The organism is Streptomyces sp. NPDC017202 (assembly GCF_044331705.1).
Taxonomy (GTDB): domain Bacteria; phylum Actinomycetota; class Actinomycetes; order Streptomycetales; family Streptomycetaceae; genus Streptomyces.
In genome coordinates this window covers 39,802-55,507 of sequence record NZ_JBIRNP010000016.1, presented here as the reverse complement: position 1 = coordinate 55,507, position 15,706 = coordinate 39,802, and the positions used below count along the sequence as shown (strand labels likewise).

At 74.4% G+C, this 15,706-nt stretch carries 18 protein-coding genes; 10 read left to right on the top strand and 8 right to left on the bottom strand.

What is annotated here, in order from left to right:
- Positions 1-132: 132 nt before the first annotated feature.
- The gene (locus ACH4N1_RS26105; protein WP_398100590.1) at positions 133-1,569 is read left to right on the top strand and encodes a hypothetical protein; all 1,437 of its coding nucleotides are present in this window, start codon (positions 133-135) and stop codon (positions 1,567-1,569) included.
- Positions 1,570-1,584: 15 nt separating this feature from the next.
- On the opposite strand, the gene ACH4N1_RS26100 is transcribed toward ACH4N1_RS26105, so the two are convergent.
- On the bottom strand, positions 1,585-1,998 hold the full coding sequence (locus ACH4N1_RS26100; RefSeq protein WP_398100588.1) for a VOC family protein: 414 nt from the start codon (positions 1,996-1,998) through the stop codon (positions 1,585-1,587).
- Between the two features lie 107 nt (positions 1,999-2,105).
- Positions 2,106-2,996, bottom strand: coding sequence for a neutral zinc metallopeptidase (locus ACH4N1_RS26095; RefSeq protein ID WP_398100586.1), 891 nt, complete (start codon positions 2,994-2,996; stop codon positions 2,106-2,108).
- Positions 2,997-3,415: 419 nt separating this feature from the next.
- Here ACH4N1_RS26095 and ACH4N1_RS26090 point away from each other — a divergent pair, with 419 nt between their 5' ends.
- The 3 genes from ACH4N1_RS26090 (at position 3,416) to ACH4N1_RS26080 (ending at position 6,491) form a co-directional block, all read left to right on the top strand.
- Entirely contained in the window at positions 3,416-5,014 is a 1,599-nt protein-coding gene (locus ACH4N1_RS26090; RefSeq protein ID WP_398100584.1) for an ABC-F family ATP-binding cassette domain-containing protein, read from the top strand.
- Positions 5,015-5,348: 334 nt separating this feature from the next.
- A complete protein-coding gene (locus ACH4N1_RS26085; RefSeq protein WP_004002281.1) occupies positions 5,349-5,570 on the top strand; it encodes a helix-turn-helix domain-containing protein in 222 nt (73 codons plus the stop codon).
- Positions 5,571-5,687: 117 nt separating this feature from the next.
- The gene (locus ACH4N1_RS26080; protein WP_398100582.1) at positions 5,688-6,491 is read left to right on the top strand and encodes an enoyl-CoA hydratase/isomerase family protein; all 804 of its coding nucleotides are present in this window, start codon (positions 5,688-5,690) and stop codon (positions 6,489-6,491) included.
- A gap of 31 nt (positions 6,492-6,522) precedes the next feature.
- Here the strand turns inward: ACH4N1_RS26080 and ACH4N1_RS26075 are convergent, their stop codons facing one another.
- Positions 6,523-7,245, bottom strand: coding sequence for a nucleopolyhedrovirus P10 family protein (locus ACH4N1_RS26075; RefSeq protein ID WP_398100580.1), 723 nt, complete (start codon positions 7,243-7,245; stop codon positions 6,523-6,525).
- Positions 7,246-7,332: 87 nt separating this feature from the next.
- Between ACH4N1_RS26075 and ACH4N1_RS26070 the strand changes: the two genes are divergently transcribed.
- Genes ACH4N1_RS26070 through amaP form a run of 5 tightly spaced genes read left to right on the top strand, consistent with a single transcriptional unit; the run spans position 7,333 to position 9,651 of the window.
- Positions 7,333-7,818 (top strand): Asp23/Gls24 family envelope stress response protein, encoded by a 486-nt coding sequence (locus tag ACH4N1_RS26070; RefSeq protein ID WP_398100578.1) that lies wholly within the window; start codon positions 7,333-7,335, stop codon positions 7,816-7,818.
- Between the two features lie 42 nt (positions 7,819-7,860).
- The gene (locus tag ACH4N1_RS26065; protein ID WP_382793408.1) at positions 7,861-8,046 is read left to right on the top strand and encodes a hypothetical protein; all 186 of its coding nucleotides are present in this window, start codon (positions 7,861-7,863) and stop codon (positions 8,044-8,046) included.
- Entirely contained in the window at positions 8,043-8,426 is a 384-nt protein-coding gene (locus tag ACH4N1_RS26060; protein ID WP_398100576.1) for a hypothetical protein, read from the top strand. The genes ACH4N1_RS26065 and ACH4N1_RS26060 overlap by 4 nt, the downstream gene beginning before the upstream one ends.
- Positions 8,423-9,067, top strand: coding sequence for a DUF6286 domain-containing protein (locus ACH4N1_RS26055; RefSeq protein WP_398100575.1), 645 nt, complete (start codon positions 8,423-8,425; stop codon positions 9,065-9,067). Before ACH4N1_RS26060 ends, ACH4N1_RS26055 begins: the two co-directional genes overlap by 4 nt.
- Positions 9,064-9,651: an alkaline shock response membrane anchor protein AmaP gene (amaP, locus tag ACH4N1_RS26050; RefSeq protein WP_398100574.1), complete on the top strand. Its 588-nt coding sequence runs from the start codon at positions 9,064-9,066 to the stop codon at positions 9,649-9,651. The genes ACH4N1_RS26055 and amaP overlap by 4 nt, the downstream gene beginning before the upstream one ends.
- Positions 9,652-9,678: 27 nt before the next feature.
- Here amaP and ACH4N1_RS26045 read toward each other — a convergent pair whose 3' ends face one another.
- The 5 genes from ACH4N1_RS26045 to ACH4N1_RS26025 all read right to left on the bottom strand — a co-directional run bounded on the left by ACH4N1_RS26045 (position 9,679) and on the right by ACH4N1_RS26025 (position 14,554).
- Positions 9,679-10,434, bottom strand: a complete 756-nt coding sequence (locus ACH4N1_RS26045) for an SDR family oxidoreductase (RefSeq protein WP_398100572.1) — start codon at positions 10,432-10,434, stop codon at positions 9,679-9,681.
- 5 nt (positions 10,435-10,439) lie between these two features.
- A complete protein-coding gene (locus ACH4N1_RS26040; RefSeq protein ID WP_398100570.1) occupies positions 10,440-12,230 on the bottom strand; it encodes a glycoside hydrolase family 15 protein in 1,791 nt (596 codons plus the stop codon).
- Between the two features lie 183 nt (positions 12,231-12,413).
- Complete coding sequence (locus ACH4N1_RS26035) at positions 12,414-13,208, bottom strand: SURF1 family protein (protein WP_398100569.1); 795 nt, start codon at positions 13,206-13,208, stop codon at positions 12,414-12,416.
- Between the two features lie 49 nt (positions 13,209-13,257).
- Complete coding sequence (locus ACH4N1_RS26030) at positions 13,258-13,491, bottom strand: hypothetical protein (protein WP_363091090.1); 234 nt, start codon at positions 13,489-13,491, stop codon at positions 13,258-13,260.
- 79 nt (positions 13,492-13,570) lie between these two features.
- Positions 13,571-14,554, bottom strand: coding sequence for a DEDDh family exonuclease (locus tag ACH4N1_RS26025; RefSeq protein ID WP_398100567.1), 984 nt, complete (start codon positions 14,552-14,554; stop codon positions 13,571-13,573).
- Positions 14,555-14,815: 261 nt separating this feature from the next.
- Between ACH4N1_RS26025 and ACH4N1_RS26020 the strand changes: the two genes are divergently transcribed.
- Positions 14,816-15,526 (top strand): VIT family protein, encoded by a 711-nt coding sequence (locus ACH4N1_RS26020; protein WP_398100565.1) that lies wholly within the window; start codon positions 14,816-14,818, stop codon positions 15,524-15,526.
- The last annotated feature ends 180 nt before the right edge of the window (positions 15,527-15,706 follow it).

Genomic DNA, 15,706 nt, shown 5'->3' with positions numbered 1-15,706 from the left:
TCCGTTTAAGCCCGAACCGCCGGCCTGAACAAGCCTCTTCACCCCTCCCCGCACCCCACGCGTTGGCCAGTCCCGTAGCCCGCCGTGACATTCCGTTTGGGATTTCGGACCGTCAACCGGAAGACTGCACCCGTGACGTCCCGTATCCCGCGCGACTCCAGGCTTCGACTCGTCCGCCCACGACCCCTGGCCGCCGCCCCCTCAGCTGTGAACCAGCGGCGCCAGCGCCGCCCCGCGCCCCGCCCGCCGGAGGGCACCCCCGTCCCGGCGGAGCTGGCCAGAATGGCGCGCTCCGTCCTGGCGGCCGCGGCCCGCGTCGCCCGCTGGGCCGACAACGCCCTCGGCCCCGGCCGGGACGCGGCCACCGACGACGGCAAGGCCACCCTCTCCGGGGCGACCGCCGAACGCGCGGCGGCCGACCTGGGCCTGACCGTGGCTCAGGTCCGCGCCGACTGGGACACCGCCCGCCTCGCCGGCCTCGTCGAGGTGCACGGCGACAGCGCCCGCCCCGGCTGGCGGCTGCGCGCCTGGAACCGCGACGACAGCGCCGTCCTGCGCGGCTGGGTCGCCCTCTTCGACGCCTGGTCGCTGGCCACCCCGGAACCCGCCGGCCAGGAGCCCGGCGCCGTCGCCGAGGTCGTCTCGGCCATGCCGCAGGTGCTCTCCTTCCTCCAGCTGTCCGCCGGCCCCGTCCCCGTGGACCAGCTCCTCGACCTGCTGCGCCAGCGCGTCACCGAACTGCGCACCGAACGCTGCGAGGTCTCCTACGGCCCCGAGGACGCCGACACCCCGAGCCCCCGCCGCCCCGGCCCCTCCGCCGACGCCGACCCGGCGGAACCGGCCCGCGCCGCCGAACTCGCCCCCCTCCTCGACTGGGCCCTGCACGCCCTCGCCTCGGTGGGCGCGCTCACCTGCGGCGACGGCCAGGCCACCCTGACCCCGCTCGGCAACTGGGCGGTCTGGGTCAAGCTGGAGCAGATCTGCGTCGCCGCGCAGAGCCCCGCCGGCAACATCGAGGTCGCGGCCGAGGAGATGCTCCGCGGCTGCGCCCAGCTCCGCCCGAACGCCGCCCGCGCCGAGTACCGCGCCTGGCTCGCCGCCCGCACCGTCGGCAGCGCCGTCGGTGAACTCCTCACCGCCGCCCGCGGCGAGGACGCCCTGCTGCGCGGCCTCGCCTTCGAGGCGCTGCGCGTCGTCGGCGCCCCCGCGGAGCCCGACGTGCGGGCCGTCGTCGAGGAGGCCGCCCTGCGGCCGTACGCCCTGCTGTGGCTGGCCGAGCACGACGGGGTGGACCCCGAGGACGCCCACGAGGTGCTCACCCGCGAGGAGGCCACCTGGCTGTGGGTGGACACCGCCGCGGCCGTCGCCGACCACGGCGAGGCGCCGATGCTGGTGCGCCACCTGGAGTCCGCGCTCCAGCCGACCGTGCCGGCGCTGCTGGCCGAGGTCCGCTCCGTCGGGCACCCGCGCACCGTGCAGGTCCTGGTGGCGCTCGCCGCCGCCCATCCCGACCCGGCGCTGGCCAAGGCCGTGCGCAGGGCCGCCTTCCAGGTCCACACCGGGGGCTGAGGCCGGCGCCGGACGTCAGCCCTGTATCTCGGGCGCGTACGTGCCGAAGCTCCAGATGTTGCCCTCGGCGTCCCGGGCCGTGTAGTCCCGCGAGCCGTACTCCTGGTCCGTCGGGGGCATCAGGATCTCCGCGCCGTGCTCCACGGCCCGCCGGTGGTGGGCGTCGACGTCGTCCACCACGACGTACACCCCCGCCGGACCGGCGTCCTTCATCGCCGCGTCGAAGAGACCGCCGCGGCCCTTCGAGCCGAGCATCACCGCGCCGTTGCCCTGCACCAGCTCGGCGTGCAGCACCGAGCCGTCCTCGCCCTCGAACACCGACAGCTCGGAGAAGCCGAAGGCCTCCGTGAGCTGCCGGATCGCCGCCCCGGCGTCCCGGTAGAGCACCGTCGGGTAGATGCTCGGACGCCCACCGCTCGTGCCTGCCATGCCGACCACTCCCTCGTGACCCCCGCGCCGTTCCTGCCGGAAACCTCACTCACGCCCCAGTCTGGCAGCGCCCACCGACAACGCCCCGGGGAGCGGGCACCGCGCGGTCAGCGGAAGGTGTCGCACCGCGCCATGTCCCCGCTCCGGTACCCCGTGTCGAACCACTGCTGCCGCTGCGCCGCCGACCCGTGCGTCCACGTCTCGGGCGTCACCCGCCCCTGGAACCGCTCCTGGATCCGGTCGTCGCCCACGGCCGCCGCGGCGTTCAGCCCGTCGGCGACGTCCGCGGCCGTGAGGCTGGTGATCAGCGGCCGCCCGGTCGACTCGTCCGGGGTCGTGGTCGCGTGCCGGGCCCACACGCCCGCGTAGCAGTCGGCCTGCAGCTCCACGCTCACCGCGGCGCTCCCGGCGCCGGCCGCCCCGTCCTGCGAGCGGCTCAGCGTGCCCATGAGGTCCTGCACGTGGTGCCCGTACTCGTGCGCCACGACGTACGCCTGCGCGAAGGGACCGCCGCCCGCGCCGAACTTCGACCGCAGGTCGCCGAAGAACCCCAGGTCCAGGTAGACCTTCCGGTCGCCCGGGCAGTAGAACGGTCCGACCGCCGAGGTCGCCGTGCCGCACGCCGTCCCCACCCGCTGGGCGAAGAACACGGTGGGCGCGCGCGTGTACGCGCCGTCCCGCCGCCGGAACTCCTCGTCCCAGAAGTCCTGCACGCTGTTGACCACCGCCACCGTCCGGCAGTCGTCCCGCGTGTTCGCGTCCTGACCGGTACGGCAGTCGCGCTGCACCTGCGCGAGCCCCGACGAGGTCGCCGCGGGCTCGTCGCCGCCCGAGGAGAGCCCGAGCTGGTCCGGCCCGACCCCGAGGAACAGCGCCAGCAGCAGCGCGACCAGCCCGGCGATCCCGCCGCCCACGGTCGCCCGCCCGCCCGGGATCCGGCTCCCGCGCACGTCCTGCACCTCGGACGTGTCCAGCCTGGCGTCGTCGTCGAACTGCACGGGCCACCTCCGTCTGTGCCACCCTCGGCCGCCATCCTCACCCGCCATACACCCCCCACGCGCGCGGAGCCCGCGCACGCGGAGGGCGGTCGGCAACCAGGTACCCGCCCGTCCCGCCGTTGCACGCGCCCTTCCGCGCGACGGTCCCGCGCGCGGAGCCCGCCGGACCGTCGCGCGCACGCGGAACCGGACGGCTTCCCCCACCGAATGGTCCCGTGCGTACCCGCGCGCGGAGCCCGCGCGATCCGGCCCGCGCGCCCGACCAGGCACGCGACCCGCGCGAAGATCGAACACACGCACCCAGAAAAAGTGCTTGCACGGCCCCGTTAGAATGGCTTCATGGCCATTCTCCTCGCGCATTAGACGGCGGGAACGTCCTCAGCCGCCCATCCCGCCCCCACCCGCTCTGGAGTCTGTCCGTGATCTCCGCCTCCGGCATCGAGCTGCGCGCCGGCGCCCGCATCCTCATCGAGAACGCCTCCTTCCGCATCGCCAAGGGCGACCGCATCGGTCTGGTCGGGCGCAACGGCGCCGGCAAGACCACGCTGACGAAGGTCCTCGCCGGTGAGGGCATCCCCGCCGCGGGCCAGGTCACCCGGTCCGGCGAGGTCGGCTACCTCCCGCAGGACCCCCGCACCGGGGACCTCGACGTCCTCGCGCGCGACCGCATCCTCTCCGCCCGCGGCCTCGACGTACTGATCCGCAAGATGCGCGACAACGAGCAGCGCATCGCCAACGGCCAGGGCTCCACCCGCGAGAAGGCCATGCGGCAGTACGAGCGCCAGGAGACGGAGTTCCTCACCAAGGGCGGGTACGCCGCCGAGGCCGAGGCCGCCACCATCGCCGCCGCGCTCAACCTGCCCGACCGCGTGCTCGGACAGCCCCTGCACACGCTGTCCGGCGGTCAGCGCCGCCGGGTCGAGCTGGCCCGGATCCTGTTCTCCGACGCCGACACCCTGCTCCTCGACGAGCCGACGAACCACCTGGACGCCGACTCGATCGTCTGGCTGCGGGACTACCTCAAGACCTACCGCGGCGGCTTCATCGTCATCTCCCACGACGTCGACCTGGTCGAGACGGTCGTCAACAAGGTGTTCTACCTGGACGCCAACCGCTCCCAGATCGACGTCTACAACATGGGCTGGAAGCTCTACCAGCAGCAGCGCGAGGCCGACGAGAAGCGCCGCAAGCGCGAGCGGCAGAACGCCGAGAAGAAGGCCGCCGCCCTGCACTCGCAGGCCGACAAGATGCGCGCCAAGGCCACCAAGACGGTCGCCGCCCAGAACATGGCCAAGCGGGCCGACCGGCTGCTCGCCGGGCTCGAGGCCGTGCGGGCCTCCGACAAGGTCGCCAAGCTGCGCTTCCCGGAGCCCGCGCCCTGCGGGAAGACCCCGCTGATGGCCGAGGGCCTGTCGAAGTCGTACGGCTCGCTGGAGATCTTCACCGACGTCGACCTGGCCATCGACAAGGGGTCCCGCGTCGTCATCCTCGGTCTCAACGGCGCCGGCAAGACCACGCTGCTGCGCCTGCTCGGCGGCGTGGAGAAGCCCGACACCGGCGAGGTGCGCCCCGGCCACGGACTCAAGCTCGGCTACTACGCCCAGGAGCACGAGACCCTCGACCCCGAGCGCTCGGTCCTGGAGAACATGCGCTCCGCGGCCCCCGACCTGGACCTCGTCGAGGTCCGCAAGGTGCTCGGCTCGTTCCTGTTCTCCGGCGACGACGTCGACAAGCCGGCCGGTGTCCTGTCCGGCGGTGAGAAGACCCGGCTGGCCCTGGCCACCCTCGTGGTCTCCTCGGCCAACGTGCTGCTCCTCGACGAGCCCACCAACAACCTCGACCCGGCCAGCCGCGAGGAGATCCTCGGCGCGCTGCGCACCTACAAGGGCGCGGTCGTCCTCGTCACCCACGACGAGGGCGCCGTGCAGGCGCTCCAGCCCGAGAGGATCATCCTGCTGCCCGACGGCGTCGAGGACCTGTGGGGCGCCGACTACGCGGACCTCGTCGCCCTGGCGTGACCGAACGCTTGATCCACGGCGTATGGATCATTCGGCCCACCGGTGATCCCTCATCTGTGTGAGATCTCCTCGTACCGAGGTGTGTCCTACATCCATTTCACGGCCGACCCCTCTGTCGTCGGGGGTCGGCCGTCGTGCGTCTCTGACCTGCCGCTTCGTGGAGAAACCCGTTCGGCCGTACGAACGCCCGTCACTGGAATCACATATTCCGCTTGTGGAGACGTGCTCCTGTCGTCACGACCCTGTCGCACGGACCTTGCCGAATGGGTGGCCATCGGGCTCCGGAGGGGTGATCATGAGGGGACCAGAGCGCACTTCCCTTGAGGAGGCACGGGTGGCCGAGACTCTGAAGAAGGGCAGCCGGGTGACCGGCGCCGCGCGCGACAAGCTCGCGGCAGACCTGAAGAAGAAGTACGACTCCGGTGCGAGCATCCGGGCACTGGCCGAGGAGACCGGCCGCTCGTATGGCTTCGTGCACCGGATGCTCAGCGAGTCGGGCGTCACGCTCCGTGGGCGTGGCGGAGCGACACGCGGCAAGAAGGCCGCCTCGTCCTGATCCGGGCGGCCCGTCGGCTCCGATGGTGGCCACCCGGTCGGTCTTCCGATCGGCCGGGTGGTTACTGTGCAGTCACTTAGCTGACCGCTAGCTGACCGCACTCATCGGAGGCGCCCCATGGCCACGCCCGGCCAGGAACTCGTTCCCCTGCTCGACAAGGACGGCGTACGGCTCACCGTGGACGACGCGCTCGCCACGGTGACGCTGACCCGTCCGGCCAAGCGCAACGCGCAGAGCCCCGCGATGTGGCGCGCGCTGGCCGAAGCGGGCCGGCAACTGCCGGGCTCCGTCCGCGTGGTCGTGCTGCGCGGCGAGGGCAAGTCCTTCTCCGCCGGCCTCGACCGGCAGATGTTCACGCCCGAGGGGATCGAGGGCGAGCCGTCCTTCATCGATCTCGCGCGCAGTGGCGACGCCGAACTCGACGCCGCCATCGCCGGGTTCCAGGAGGGCTTCACCTGGTGGCGGCGCAACGACCTCGTGTCGATCGCCGCCGTCCAGGGCCACGCCATCGGCGCGGGCTTCCAGCTGGCCCTCGCCTGTGACCTGCGCGTCGTCGCCGACGACGTGCAGTTCGCCATGCGCGAGACCGGCCTCGGCCTGGTACCGGACCTCACCGGCACGCACCCCCTCGTCTCCCTCGTGGGGTACGGCCGCGCCGTCGAGATCTGCCTGACCGGCCGCTTCGTGCACGCCGAGGAGGCGGTCGCCACCGGCCTCGCCAACGTCGCCGTGCCCGTCGCCGAACTCGACGCGACGGTCCGCGAGCTGGCCGCGGCGGTCCTGGCCGCACCGCGCGACGCGGTCGTCGAGACGAAGACGCTGCTGCGCGGCGCCGGCGACCGGACGTACGACGAGCAGCGGGCGGCCGAACGCGCCTCCCAGGCCCGCCGCCTGCGGGACCTGGCCGGCCTCGGAGAATGACCCCGCCGGGGCCGGTGCGTGCGGCGGGCGTTCAGCCCGCCGCCGTCACCAGCACCGCCACCGTCGGCTGATCCGTCAGCGCTTCCGACACCGCCGCGCGGACCCCCCGGGCGACCTCCAGCGCCCGGTGGTCCGCGCGCACCGCGATCTCCACGCACGCGTGCCGCCGCGGCAGGGTGGCCGTCACGTCCCGCCGCTCCTCCAGGCGCACCGCGCGCCCGAGCACGTCCGTCAGCGCGGACACCCCGGGCACCGACAGGGCTGCCTCGGCGGCGCGCGCCTCGTCGCCCTCCCGCGCCGCCCCGGCCGGCCGGGGCGGCCGCCCGGACTCCGGCCCGGGCCCCGGCCGTTCCTCCTCACCGTCGAGCAGTGCCGTCACCCGCAGGTCCACCTCGGCCACCACCAGTCCGAGCCGCTCCGCCGCCGCCAGCGCCAGCGCCGTGCGCAGCCGGGACGCGGCCGTGGGCAGCGGTTCGGAGGCCGCCGCCGCGAACTCCGCCGTCACCCGCAGCGGACCCGGCGGCAGCGCGCTCGGCGGTGCCGGCACCACCGGCTCGTACACCGCCTCGGGATCGGCCATGGCGATCCGCAGCGCGCCCAGGCGCACGCCGGGCAGCTCCCGCGCCGCCCGGCGCAGCACCGCCCGCGCCGCGTCCTCCGTGATCCAGGCCCCGTCCCGCGGCCCGCCCAGAGGGAGCAACCGGCCCATTCCGAGCTGTTCGCGCACCACGCGCGTCCATTCGTCCGACGTCATTCCTCCACCCTGCCGCATCCCTGGGGCGGGGACGGCCCACCGCGCTTACGGTGGCAGAAGGACGACGACCGAAAAGGACGTACGGCGATGAGCGAGACGACCGAACAGAGCAGGACGCAGCTCCCGGACGGCGGCACCGAGCCGGTGTCGACCCGCAAGGCGACGAGGCGCGGCGGCGGCGACCCGGGATCGCGCGGACGCACCACCATCGCCGACGGCGTCGTGGAGAAGATCGCCGGACTGGCGGCCCGCGACGTGGTCGGCGTGCACGCGATGGGCAGCGGCATGAGCCGCACCTTCGGCGCGGTGCGCGACCGGGTGCCCGGCGGCAGCACGAAGGCCGTCACCCGCGGCGTCAAGGCCGAGGTGGGCGAGGTGCAGACGGCACTCGACCTGGAGATCGTGGTCGACTACGGCGTGTCCATCACCGAGGTCTCCCAGGACGTGCGCGAGAACGTCATCGCGGCCGTCGAGCGGATGACCGGCCTCGAGGTGGTCGAGGTCAACATCGCGGTCAGCGACGTCAAGCTGCCGGAGGAAGAGGACGAGGAGCCGGAGTCCCGGCTCCAGTGACACACCGGCCACGGGCGACCGGGCCGCTGAGGGGAGTGCATCGTGAACATGGCCGTGGTGGGCATGATCGCCGGCATGGCACTCGGCTTCGCCGGATACTTCGGCGGGTTCGGGGCCTTCCTGCTGGTGGCGGCGCTGGGCGCCGTCGGGTTCTTCGCCGGCCGGTTCCTGGAAGGGGACCTGGAACTCGGCGACTTCTTCCGCACGCGTGACGACCGGCGCCGGTGACGTCCGTGAGCGAGGCACTCGGCGCGTCCGGCACCCGCCCGGCCGCGGTCCCGCCCAGGGAGCGGGGCGCCACCCGGATCGCCGACCGGGTGGTGGCGAAGGTCGCCGCGCAGGCCGCGCGCGAGGCGGTCGGGCCGCTGCCGGCCGACGCCGCCCGCCCGCACGCCACCGTCGTCGTCCACCACGAAGCCGCGCACATCCGCGTCCACCTCGAACTCGGCTATCCGACCGACATCGGCCCCCGCTGCCACGCGGTGCGTCGTCATGTCACCGAGCGGGTAGGCGCGTTGGTGGGAATGGAGGTGCCGGAGGTCGCCGTCCAGGTCGAACGCCTGCATCTGGCGGCGGAACACGGCGTGGCACACGGGAGGACGTCATGAGCGAGCCCCTGGGCTCCGAGGGCACCACACGACGACTGCCGGTCCTCGAGAAGGCCGCCGAGGACGACACACCCCCGCCCGGACCCGCCCCCGCGCCGGGCAGCGGACGCTTCTGGTCGGCCCGCCGGATCCCGGCGGCCGTCGTCGCGGCGCTGCTCGCCGCCCTCGCGGGCGTGCTCCTGTACGACATCGCCGCGGTGCGGGCCGACCGGCCGGCCCTGCACGTACGCCGGGAGCTGGCACGGCAGCTCGCCGAACGGCCCCTGGACGACACCTGGGTCCTCGTGGGCGCGGGTGTCGCCGCGGCCCTCGGCCTGTGGCTGGTCCTCCTCGCCGTCACGCCCGGTCTGCGCGACCTGCTGCCCATGCGGCGCCCCCACCCCGACGTCCGCGCCGGACTGCACCGGGGCGCCGTCCGACTGGTGCTGCGCGACCGGGCCATGGAGGTCGCCGGCGTGCAGTCGGTCCACGTCCGCTCCGGGCGCCGCCGGGCCCGCGTACGGGCGGTCTCCCACTTCCGCGACCTGGACGAGGTGCGCGCGGAACTGGACGAGGTGCTCGGCGGCGCCGTCCGCGGCCTGGGGCTCGCCCGGCCGCCCGCGCTGTCCGTGCGCGTGCGCCGGCCCGGAAAGAAGGGATGACGCCGATGCTCAGGACCGTCAACCGCGTGGCCCTGGGGCTCGTGGGCCTCGCCCTGCTCGTCGTCGGCGGCGCCGTGCTCGCCGTCGGCCTGGGCGCCGACCCGCCCTCCTGGTGGATCCACGACGACCGGCACGACGTCCTGCTCAGCACCGCCGAGCGCACCCGCTGGCGGGACGAGGGCTGGTGGTGGCCGGTCGTCCTCGCCGTGCTGGCGGTGCTCGTCCTGCTCGCCCTGTGGTGGCTGGTCGCGGTCCTGCGCCGGCGCCGCCTCGGCGAGGTCCTCGTCGACACCGGCGACGGCGCGGGCGCCCTGCTGCGCGGCCGTGCCCTGGAGAACGTCCTGGCCGGCGACGCGGCCCGGCTGGACGGCGTGTCCCACAGCCGCGCCCACCTCACGGGCCGCAGGGACGCCCCCGAGGCCCACGTACGGCTCCTGCTGGAACCGCACGTGGACCCGGCCGCGGCGCTCGACCGCCTGACGAACGAGTCCCTGGTCCACGCGCGGGACTCGGCGGCGCTGCCGTCGCTCCCGGCGGAGGTCCGCCTCAGGACGCACAAGCACAAGGCGGAACGGGTCAGTTGACGCCGGTCCGGGCCGGCGGGCGGTCCCTCAGAACCCGTGCCGCATCCCGCCGTCCACCGGCACCATGGTGCCGGTCAGGTAGGAGGCGGCCGGCGACAGCAGGAAGGCCGCCACCCGCCCGAACTCCTCCGGCGTCCCGTACCGCCGCAGCGGGATCCGGGACTGGTTCGCCGCCCGGGTCGCCTCCGGGTCGGCCGACAGCGCGTCCAGCTCGCGCACCCGGTCGGTGTCGATCCGCGCCGGCAGCAGCCCCACGACCCGGATCCCGCGCGGCCCCAGCTCGTCGGAGAGCGACTTCGCGAACCCGGCCAGCCCCGGCCGCAGCCCGTTGGAGATCGTCAGCCCCGGAATCGGTTCGTGCACCGACCCCGACAGCACGAACCCGATCACACCCCCGGCCTCCAGCTCGGCGGCGGCCGCCCGCGCCAGCCGCACCGCGCCGAGGAACACCGACTCGAACGCCGCCAGCCACTGCTCGTCCGTGTTGTCCGCGACGAAACCGGGCGGCGGCCCGCCCACGCTCACCAGCACACCGTCGAAGCGGCCGAACGCCTCCCGCGCGGCCGCGATCAGCCGCGCGGGCGCCTCGGGGTCGGCGTTGTCGACGGCGACCCCGACCGCGTCCGGCCCCAGCGCCCGCGCCGCCTCGACGGCACGCTCCTCGTCCCGCCCCGTGACGACCACCTTCGCGCCGTCCGCGACCAGCTCGCGCGCGGCGGCGTTGCCGAGGCCGCGGGTGGCCCCGGTGACGACGTACACCCGGTCCTTCAGTCCAAGATCCATGGTCCCTATCCTGCCTGCCCGTCGCCGTACAGCGTGAGGGCGGTGTTGACGAGGCCGATGTGGCTGAACGCCTGCGGGTAGTTCCCCAGGTGACGGCCGGCCTTCGGGTCGTACTCCTCGGCCAGCAGCCCCACGTCGTTGGCCAGGGCCACCAGGCGGTCGAACAACTCGCGCGCCTCCCGGGTCCGGCCCGTCATGTGCAGGGCGTCCGCGAGCCAGAAGGAGCACGCCAGGAAGGTGCCCTCGTCGCCGGGCAGGCCGTCGACGGTCTCCCCGGCGGTGCTGTAGCGGCGCAGCAGACCGTCGTACCCGAGCCCCTCGCGGACGGCGTCGACGGTGCCGATCACCCGCGGGTCCTCGGGGGGCAGGAAGCCGACGCGCGGGATGAGCAGCAGGGCGGCGTCCAGGTCGCGCGAGCCGTAGTACTGCGTGAAGGTGTTGCGCTCGGGGTCGTAGCCCTTCTCGCACACCTCACGGTGCACCTCGTCGCGCAGCGCCCGCCACCTCTCCAGGTCGCCGCCGAGCCGCGGGTAGCGCTCCACCGCGCGGACGGCACGGTCGGCGGCCACCCACACCATCACCTTGGAGTGCACGAACTGGCGGCGGCCGCCTCGCACCTCCCAGAGCCCCTCGTCGGGCTGCCGCCAGTTCTCGCACAGCCAGTTCATCAGCGCGCACTGGAGCGACCACACGTGCGGCTTGGGCGTCATCCCCGCGGTGCGGGCCAGCGACAGCGAGTCCATCACCTCGCCGTACACGTCGAGCTGGAGCTGGCTCACGGCGCCGTTGCCGATGCGCACCGGACGGGAGTCCGCGTAGCCGGACAGCCACGGCAGCTCGAACTCGGGCAGCCGGCGCTCGCCCGCCAGCCCGTACATGATCTGGAGGTCCGCCGGGTCGCCCGCGACGGCACGCAGCAGCCAGTCGCGCCAGGCCTCGGCCTCCTCCTCGTGGCCGGCCGCCAGCAGGGCACCGAGGGTGAGGGTGGAGTCGCGCAGCCAGCAGTAGCGGTAGTCCCAGTTGCGGACCCCGCCCAGTTCCTCGGGCAGGGAGGTGGTGAGGGCGGCGACGATGCCGCCCGTCGGCACGTAGGTGAGGGCCTTCAGGGTGATGAGGGAGCGGATCACGGCGTCCCGGTGGGGTCCGTCGTAGCGGCAGCGTGCCGACCACGCCCGCCAGTCGGCGACGCTGGCCCGCAGCGCCTCGTGGGGGTCGACGAGCGGCGGGCGGGCGTGGTGCGAGGGGTGCCAGGTCAGCACGAACGCGACCGTCTCGCCCGCGGCGACGGTGAACTCCGCGTGGGTGCTGAAGTTCTCGCCCCAGGTGCGCACCTCCGGCTCGCTGCGCAGCCACACCGCGTCCGGCCCGGCGACCGCCACCCGGTGGCCGTCGACCCGGCGCATCCACGGGACGACCCAGCCGTAGTCGAAGCGCAGCCGCAGCGTGCTGTGGACGGTGACCCGCCCGCGCAGTCCCTCGACGATCCGTACGACGTCGGGGGCCCGGTCGCGCTGCGGCATCAGGTCGGTGACCCGGACCGCGCCCTCGTCGGTCTCCCACTCGGTGTCCAGGACGAGCGTGTCCGGGCGGTAGGCGCGGCGGGTGCAGTGCTCCCCGTCGGCGCCCTCGGGCGCGATGCGCCAGTGGCCGTTGTCCTCGTCGCCCAGGAGGCGCGCGAAGCAGGCTCCGGAGTCGAAGCGGGGCAGGCACAGCCAGTCGATCGAGCCGTCCATGCCGACCAGGGCCGCGGTCTGTTCGTCGCCGATGACGGCGTAGTCCTCGATACGGGGGTGCACGGGGTGCGGGTTCCCGGCGGTGCGGCAGGGCAATCCGGGCGGGAGCCGGGCGGGTGACACGGGGCCGGGACGTTCGGCCGGGGCGGCCCGAGCGATGCGGTCGGGTGTGGCCCGGGCGGTGCTGCCGGGGCGGCCCCGGCGGGCAGGGCCGCACCGACCCTGGGGCACGGCCCGGCGGGGCCCTCAGACCGCCGCGGGCTGCGCCTCCGTCGGCTGCTGCGCGGCGGCTGCCTCCCTGCGGTCGCGCAGCTCTCGCCGGACCAGGATCACCCAGCCGATCGGTACGCCAGCGGAGAACAGCCACCACTGGATCGCGTAGGCGTAGTTGAGCGCGGCGTCCTCGTTGCCGGGCCTGCCGATCAGCTCGGGGGTGCCGTTCGCGGGCTCGGGCGCCGTCTGCGCGATGTAGCCGCCGAGGACCCGGGCGCCGAGGCGCCGCGCCTCCTGCGCGCTGTTGATCAGCATGACCTGCCGGTCCGGCAGCCCCTGGAGGTTCTTGATGCCGCTCGCCGCGGTCGTCTCGTCGGGCATCAGCCGCCCGGTCACGGTGACCTGGCCGGCGGGCGGCGCCGGGACCTCGGGGAACGTGGTCTGACTCGGGGCGTCGGCGGGGATCCAGCCGCGGTTGACCAACAGCACCTTCCCGTCCTTCAGGACGAACGGGGTGAGGACGTGGAAGCCGACCTCCTCGTCGCCGTTGACGCGCCGCCGGACCACGATCTCCCGCTCGGGGTCGAAGTGGCCCACGGCGGTCACGGGGCGGTACCGCTGGCCGGTGCTGACGGTGTGGCCCGGGGACGTGAGCGTCTCCACCGGCACGGGATCGGCGGAGAGCGCCCGGGAGACCAGCTGGTTGCGGGCGGTGCGCTCGTCGTAGCGGTGCATCTGCCAGATGCCCAGCCTGATCATCGTGGGGATCAGGAGGAGGGCGACGAGCGTGATGATCACCCACTGCCGGGACAACAGGAAGCGGTACACCCCACGACGGTACCTCCCGGCCGTGGGGTGTTTTCGGGTGGGGGCCGCTTCAGACCCGGTCGACGATGCCCGCCTTTCCCTCCGCGCGGGCGCAGTGGGCGCCGCAGTACCAGCGCCCCTCGGCCTCCACGCCCTGGCCGATGATCTGCACCCGGCAGTGCTCGCAGATCGGGGCCATGCGGTGGATCGCACAGGAGAAGCAGTCGAAGACGTGCACCGCGCCCTGCGCGTGCACCTCGAAGGTCATTCCGTAGTTGTTGCCGCAGACTTCACATGTCGCCATGGGCCACAGGGTGGGCCGTCGGCGTGGCGCGGGCGAGGCGGTGCCGGGCGAGTCGCGCGGCAATCACCCGTCCGTACGGTCACCGCGGCGCGGCCGGCTCGACGTCGCGCAGCAGCTGGCCGAACGCCGCCTCGTCCACCACCGGCGTGCCGAACTGGCGGGCCTTGACCACCTTGGAGGTGCCCGAGTCGGGGTCGTTGGTGACGAGCAGGCTGGTCAGCCGGGAGATCGACGTGGCGACGTGCAGTCCGGCCTCGGCCGCGCGGTCCTCCAGCAGCTCGCGCTCGACCGAGGTGTCCCCGGAGAACGCGATGCGCATGCCCTGCTTGAGGCGTTTGCCGTCCTCGTACCGCCCCGGGTTGGGGTACGGGCACGCGGGCCGCTTCCGGGCCGGACGCCAACTCGTCGGCCGGGAGCCGCCCGCCTGCTGCCCGACCCGCGGCGCGGGACGGTCCTGCCACTCCGTCAGCGGCCGGCACTCGTGCAGCGGCAGCCGCACACCGCCCGCCGCCGCGGCCCGCAGACTCGGCCGGAACGCCTCCGCCAGCACGCGCGCGTCGTCCAGGGCGTGGTGCGCCCGCCGCTGGACGACGCCGAAGTGGGCGGCCAGCGACTCCAGCTTGTGGTTGGGCAGCGGCAGGGCCAGCTCCTTGGCGAGCGCGATGGTGCACAACCGCTGCCGCACCGGGGCCTCGCGCTTCGCGCGCGCGTACTCGCGGGCGATCATCTGCCAGTCGAACACCGCGTTGTGCGCGACCAGCACCCGGCCGTCGAGCCGGTCCGCGAACTCCTGCGCCACGTCCCGGAAGAGCGGCGCGCCCTCCAGGACCTCGCTCGTCAGACCGTGGATCCACACCGGGCCCGGGTCGCGCTCCGGGTTGACCAGCGTGTACCAGTGGTCCTCGACCTCGCCGCGCGCGTCCAGCCGGTACACGGCGGCGGAGATGATCCGGTCGTCGCGGGCCAGGCCGGTGGTCTCCACGTCGACGACCGCGTATCCCCGGGGGTAGGCGGCCGGCCACTCCGTGGGGGAGGACGCTGTGGGCGTACGGTCTTCGAGCATGGTCAATGAGGATACGGGCCGCCACCGACAGCCGACGCACGCCTCCCACCCCGCGGCCGGACACACCCGCACGCGCGTGCGGGACGAACCCGGACGGAGGGTGCGGCGGGCGCACGGGGGTCCGGTGCCGGCCAGCCGTTCCGGGCGATGCCGGGCAGGCCCGCGGGACCGGCGCCGGACCCGTGCCGGCCGGCGCGCTTCGGCACGCGCGCGGGGATCCTCGGTGCGACGTCCCGCCGGCCGGGATGCGATCCTCCCCGTATGACGGAACCATCCCACGAGGAGCCCCACGGCGGGTCGCTCGGAGCCCGGCTCAACTGGCTGCGGGCTGCCGTGCTCGGCGCTAACGACGGCATCGTGTCCACCGCGGGCCTCGTCGTCGGCGTGGCCGGGGCCACCGGTGACCGCTCGGCGCTGCTGACCGCGGGTCTGGCCGGTCTGCTGGCCGGGTCGATGTCGATGGCGGCGGGGGAGTACGTGTCGGTGTCGACGCAGCGCGACTCCGAGAGGGCCGCCCTCGCACTGGAACGACGGGAGCTGCGGGAGCAGCCGGAGGCCGAGCTGGAGGAGCTGACCGGGCTGCTGGAGGAACGGGGCCTGACCCGCGAGGTGGCCCGGGACGCCGCCGTCCAGCTGACGCGGCGCGACGCACTGCGGGCCCACGCGCGCGTGGAGCTGGGCATCGACCCCGACGAGCTCACCAACCCCTGGCACGCGGCCTGGGCGAGCTTCCTGGCGTTCACGGTGGGCGCCCTGCTCCCGCTGCTGGCGATCGTGCTGCCCCCGTCGGACTGGCGGCTGCCCGTCACCGTGGTGTCGGTCCTCCTCGCCCTGGCCTGCACGGGCTGGAGCAGCGCACGCCTCGGAGCGGCGGCACCCGCGCGGGCGGTCGTGCGCAACGTGGGCGGCGGGGCGGTGGCGATGGCCGTGACGTACGCGGCCGGGTCGCTGCTGGGCGCGGCCGGGATCTGAGCGGCGGCCCTCCCACGGCCCTCGCCCCGGGCGTCGTGGCCGACCGCACCGCGCCGAAGGCCGTGGCGGCCGGCTGAGCCGCCGGACGCCGAGGCAGGTGCCCATCCGCGGCCCGGCGGCCGGCCATAGACGCCGAAAGGCCGGGCGGATCCGCTCCGCCCGGCCTTTCGAAGGACGTCC

Bases quoted from the DNA above. Each gene is read 5' to 3' on its own strand.
- ACH4N1_RS26100 (WP_398100588.1), bottom strand. From the start codon at position 1,998: ATGGCAGGCACGAGCGGTGGGCGTCCGAGCATCTACCCGACGGTGCTC.
- ACH4N1_RS26080 (WP_398100582.1), top strand. From the start codon at position 5,688: ATGGCCACGCCCGGCCAGGAACTCGTTCCCCTGCTCGACAAGGACGGC.
- ACH4N1_RS26075 (WP_398100580.1), bottom strand. From the start codon at position 7,245: ATGACGTCGGACGAATGGACGCGCGTGGTGCGCGAACAGCTCGGAATG.
- ACH4N1_RS26070 (WP_398100578.1), top strand. From the start codon at position 7,333: ATGAGCGAGACGACCGAACAGAGCAGGACGCAGCTCCCGGACGGCGGC.
- ACH4N1_RS26055 (WP_398100575.1), top strand. From the start codon at position 8,423: ATGAGCGAGCCCCTGGGCTCCGAGGGCACCACACGACGACTGCCGGTC.
- amaP (WP_398100574.1), top strand. From the start codon at position 9,064: ATGACGCCGATGCTCAGGACCGTCAACCGCGTGGCCCTGGGGCTCGTG.
- ACH4N1_RS26045 (WP_398100572.1), bottom strand. From the start codon at position 10,434: ATGGATCTTGGACTGAAGGACCGGGTGTACGTCGTCACCGGGGCCACC.
- ACH4N1_RS26030 (WP_363091090.1), bottom strand. From the start codon at position 13,491: ATGGCGACATGTGAAGTCTGCGGCAACAACTACGGAATGACCTTCGAG.
- ACH4N1_RS26025 (WP_398100567.1), bottom strand. From the start codon at position 14,554: ATGCTCGAAGACCGTACGCCCACAGCGTCCTCCCCCACGGAGTGGCCG.
- ACH4N1_RS26020 (WP_398100565.1), top strand. From the start codon at position 14,816: ATGACGGAACCATCCCACGAGGAGCCCCACGGCGGGTCGCTCGGAGCC.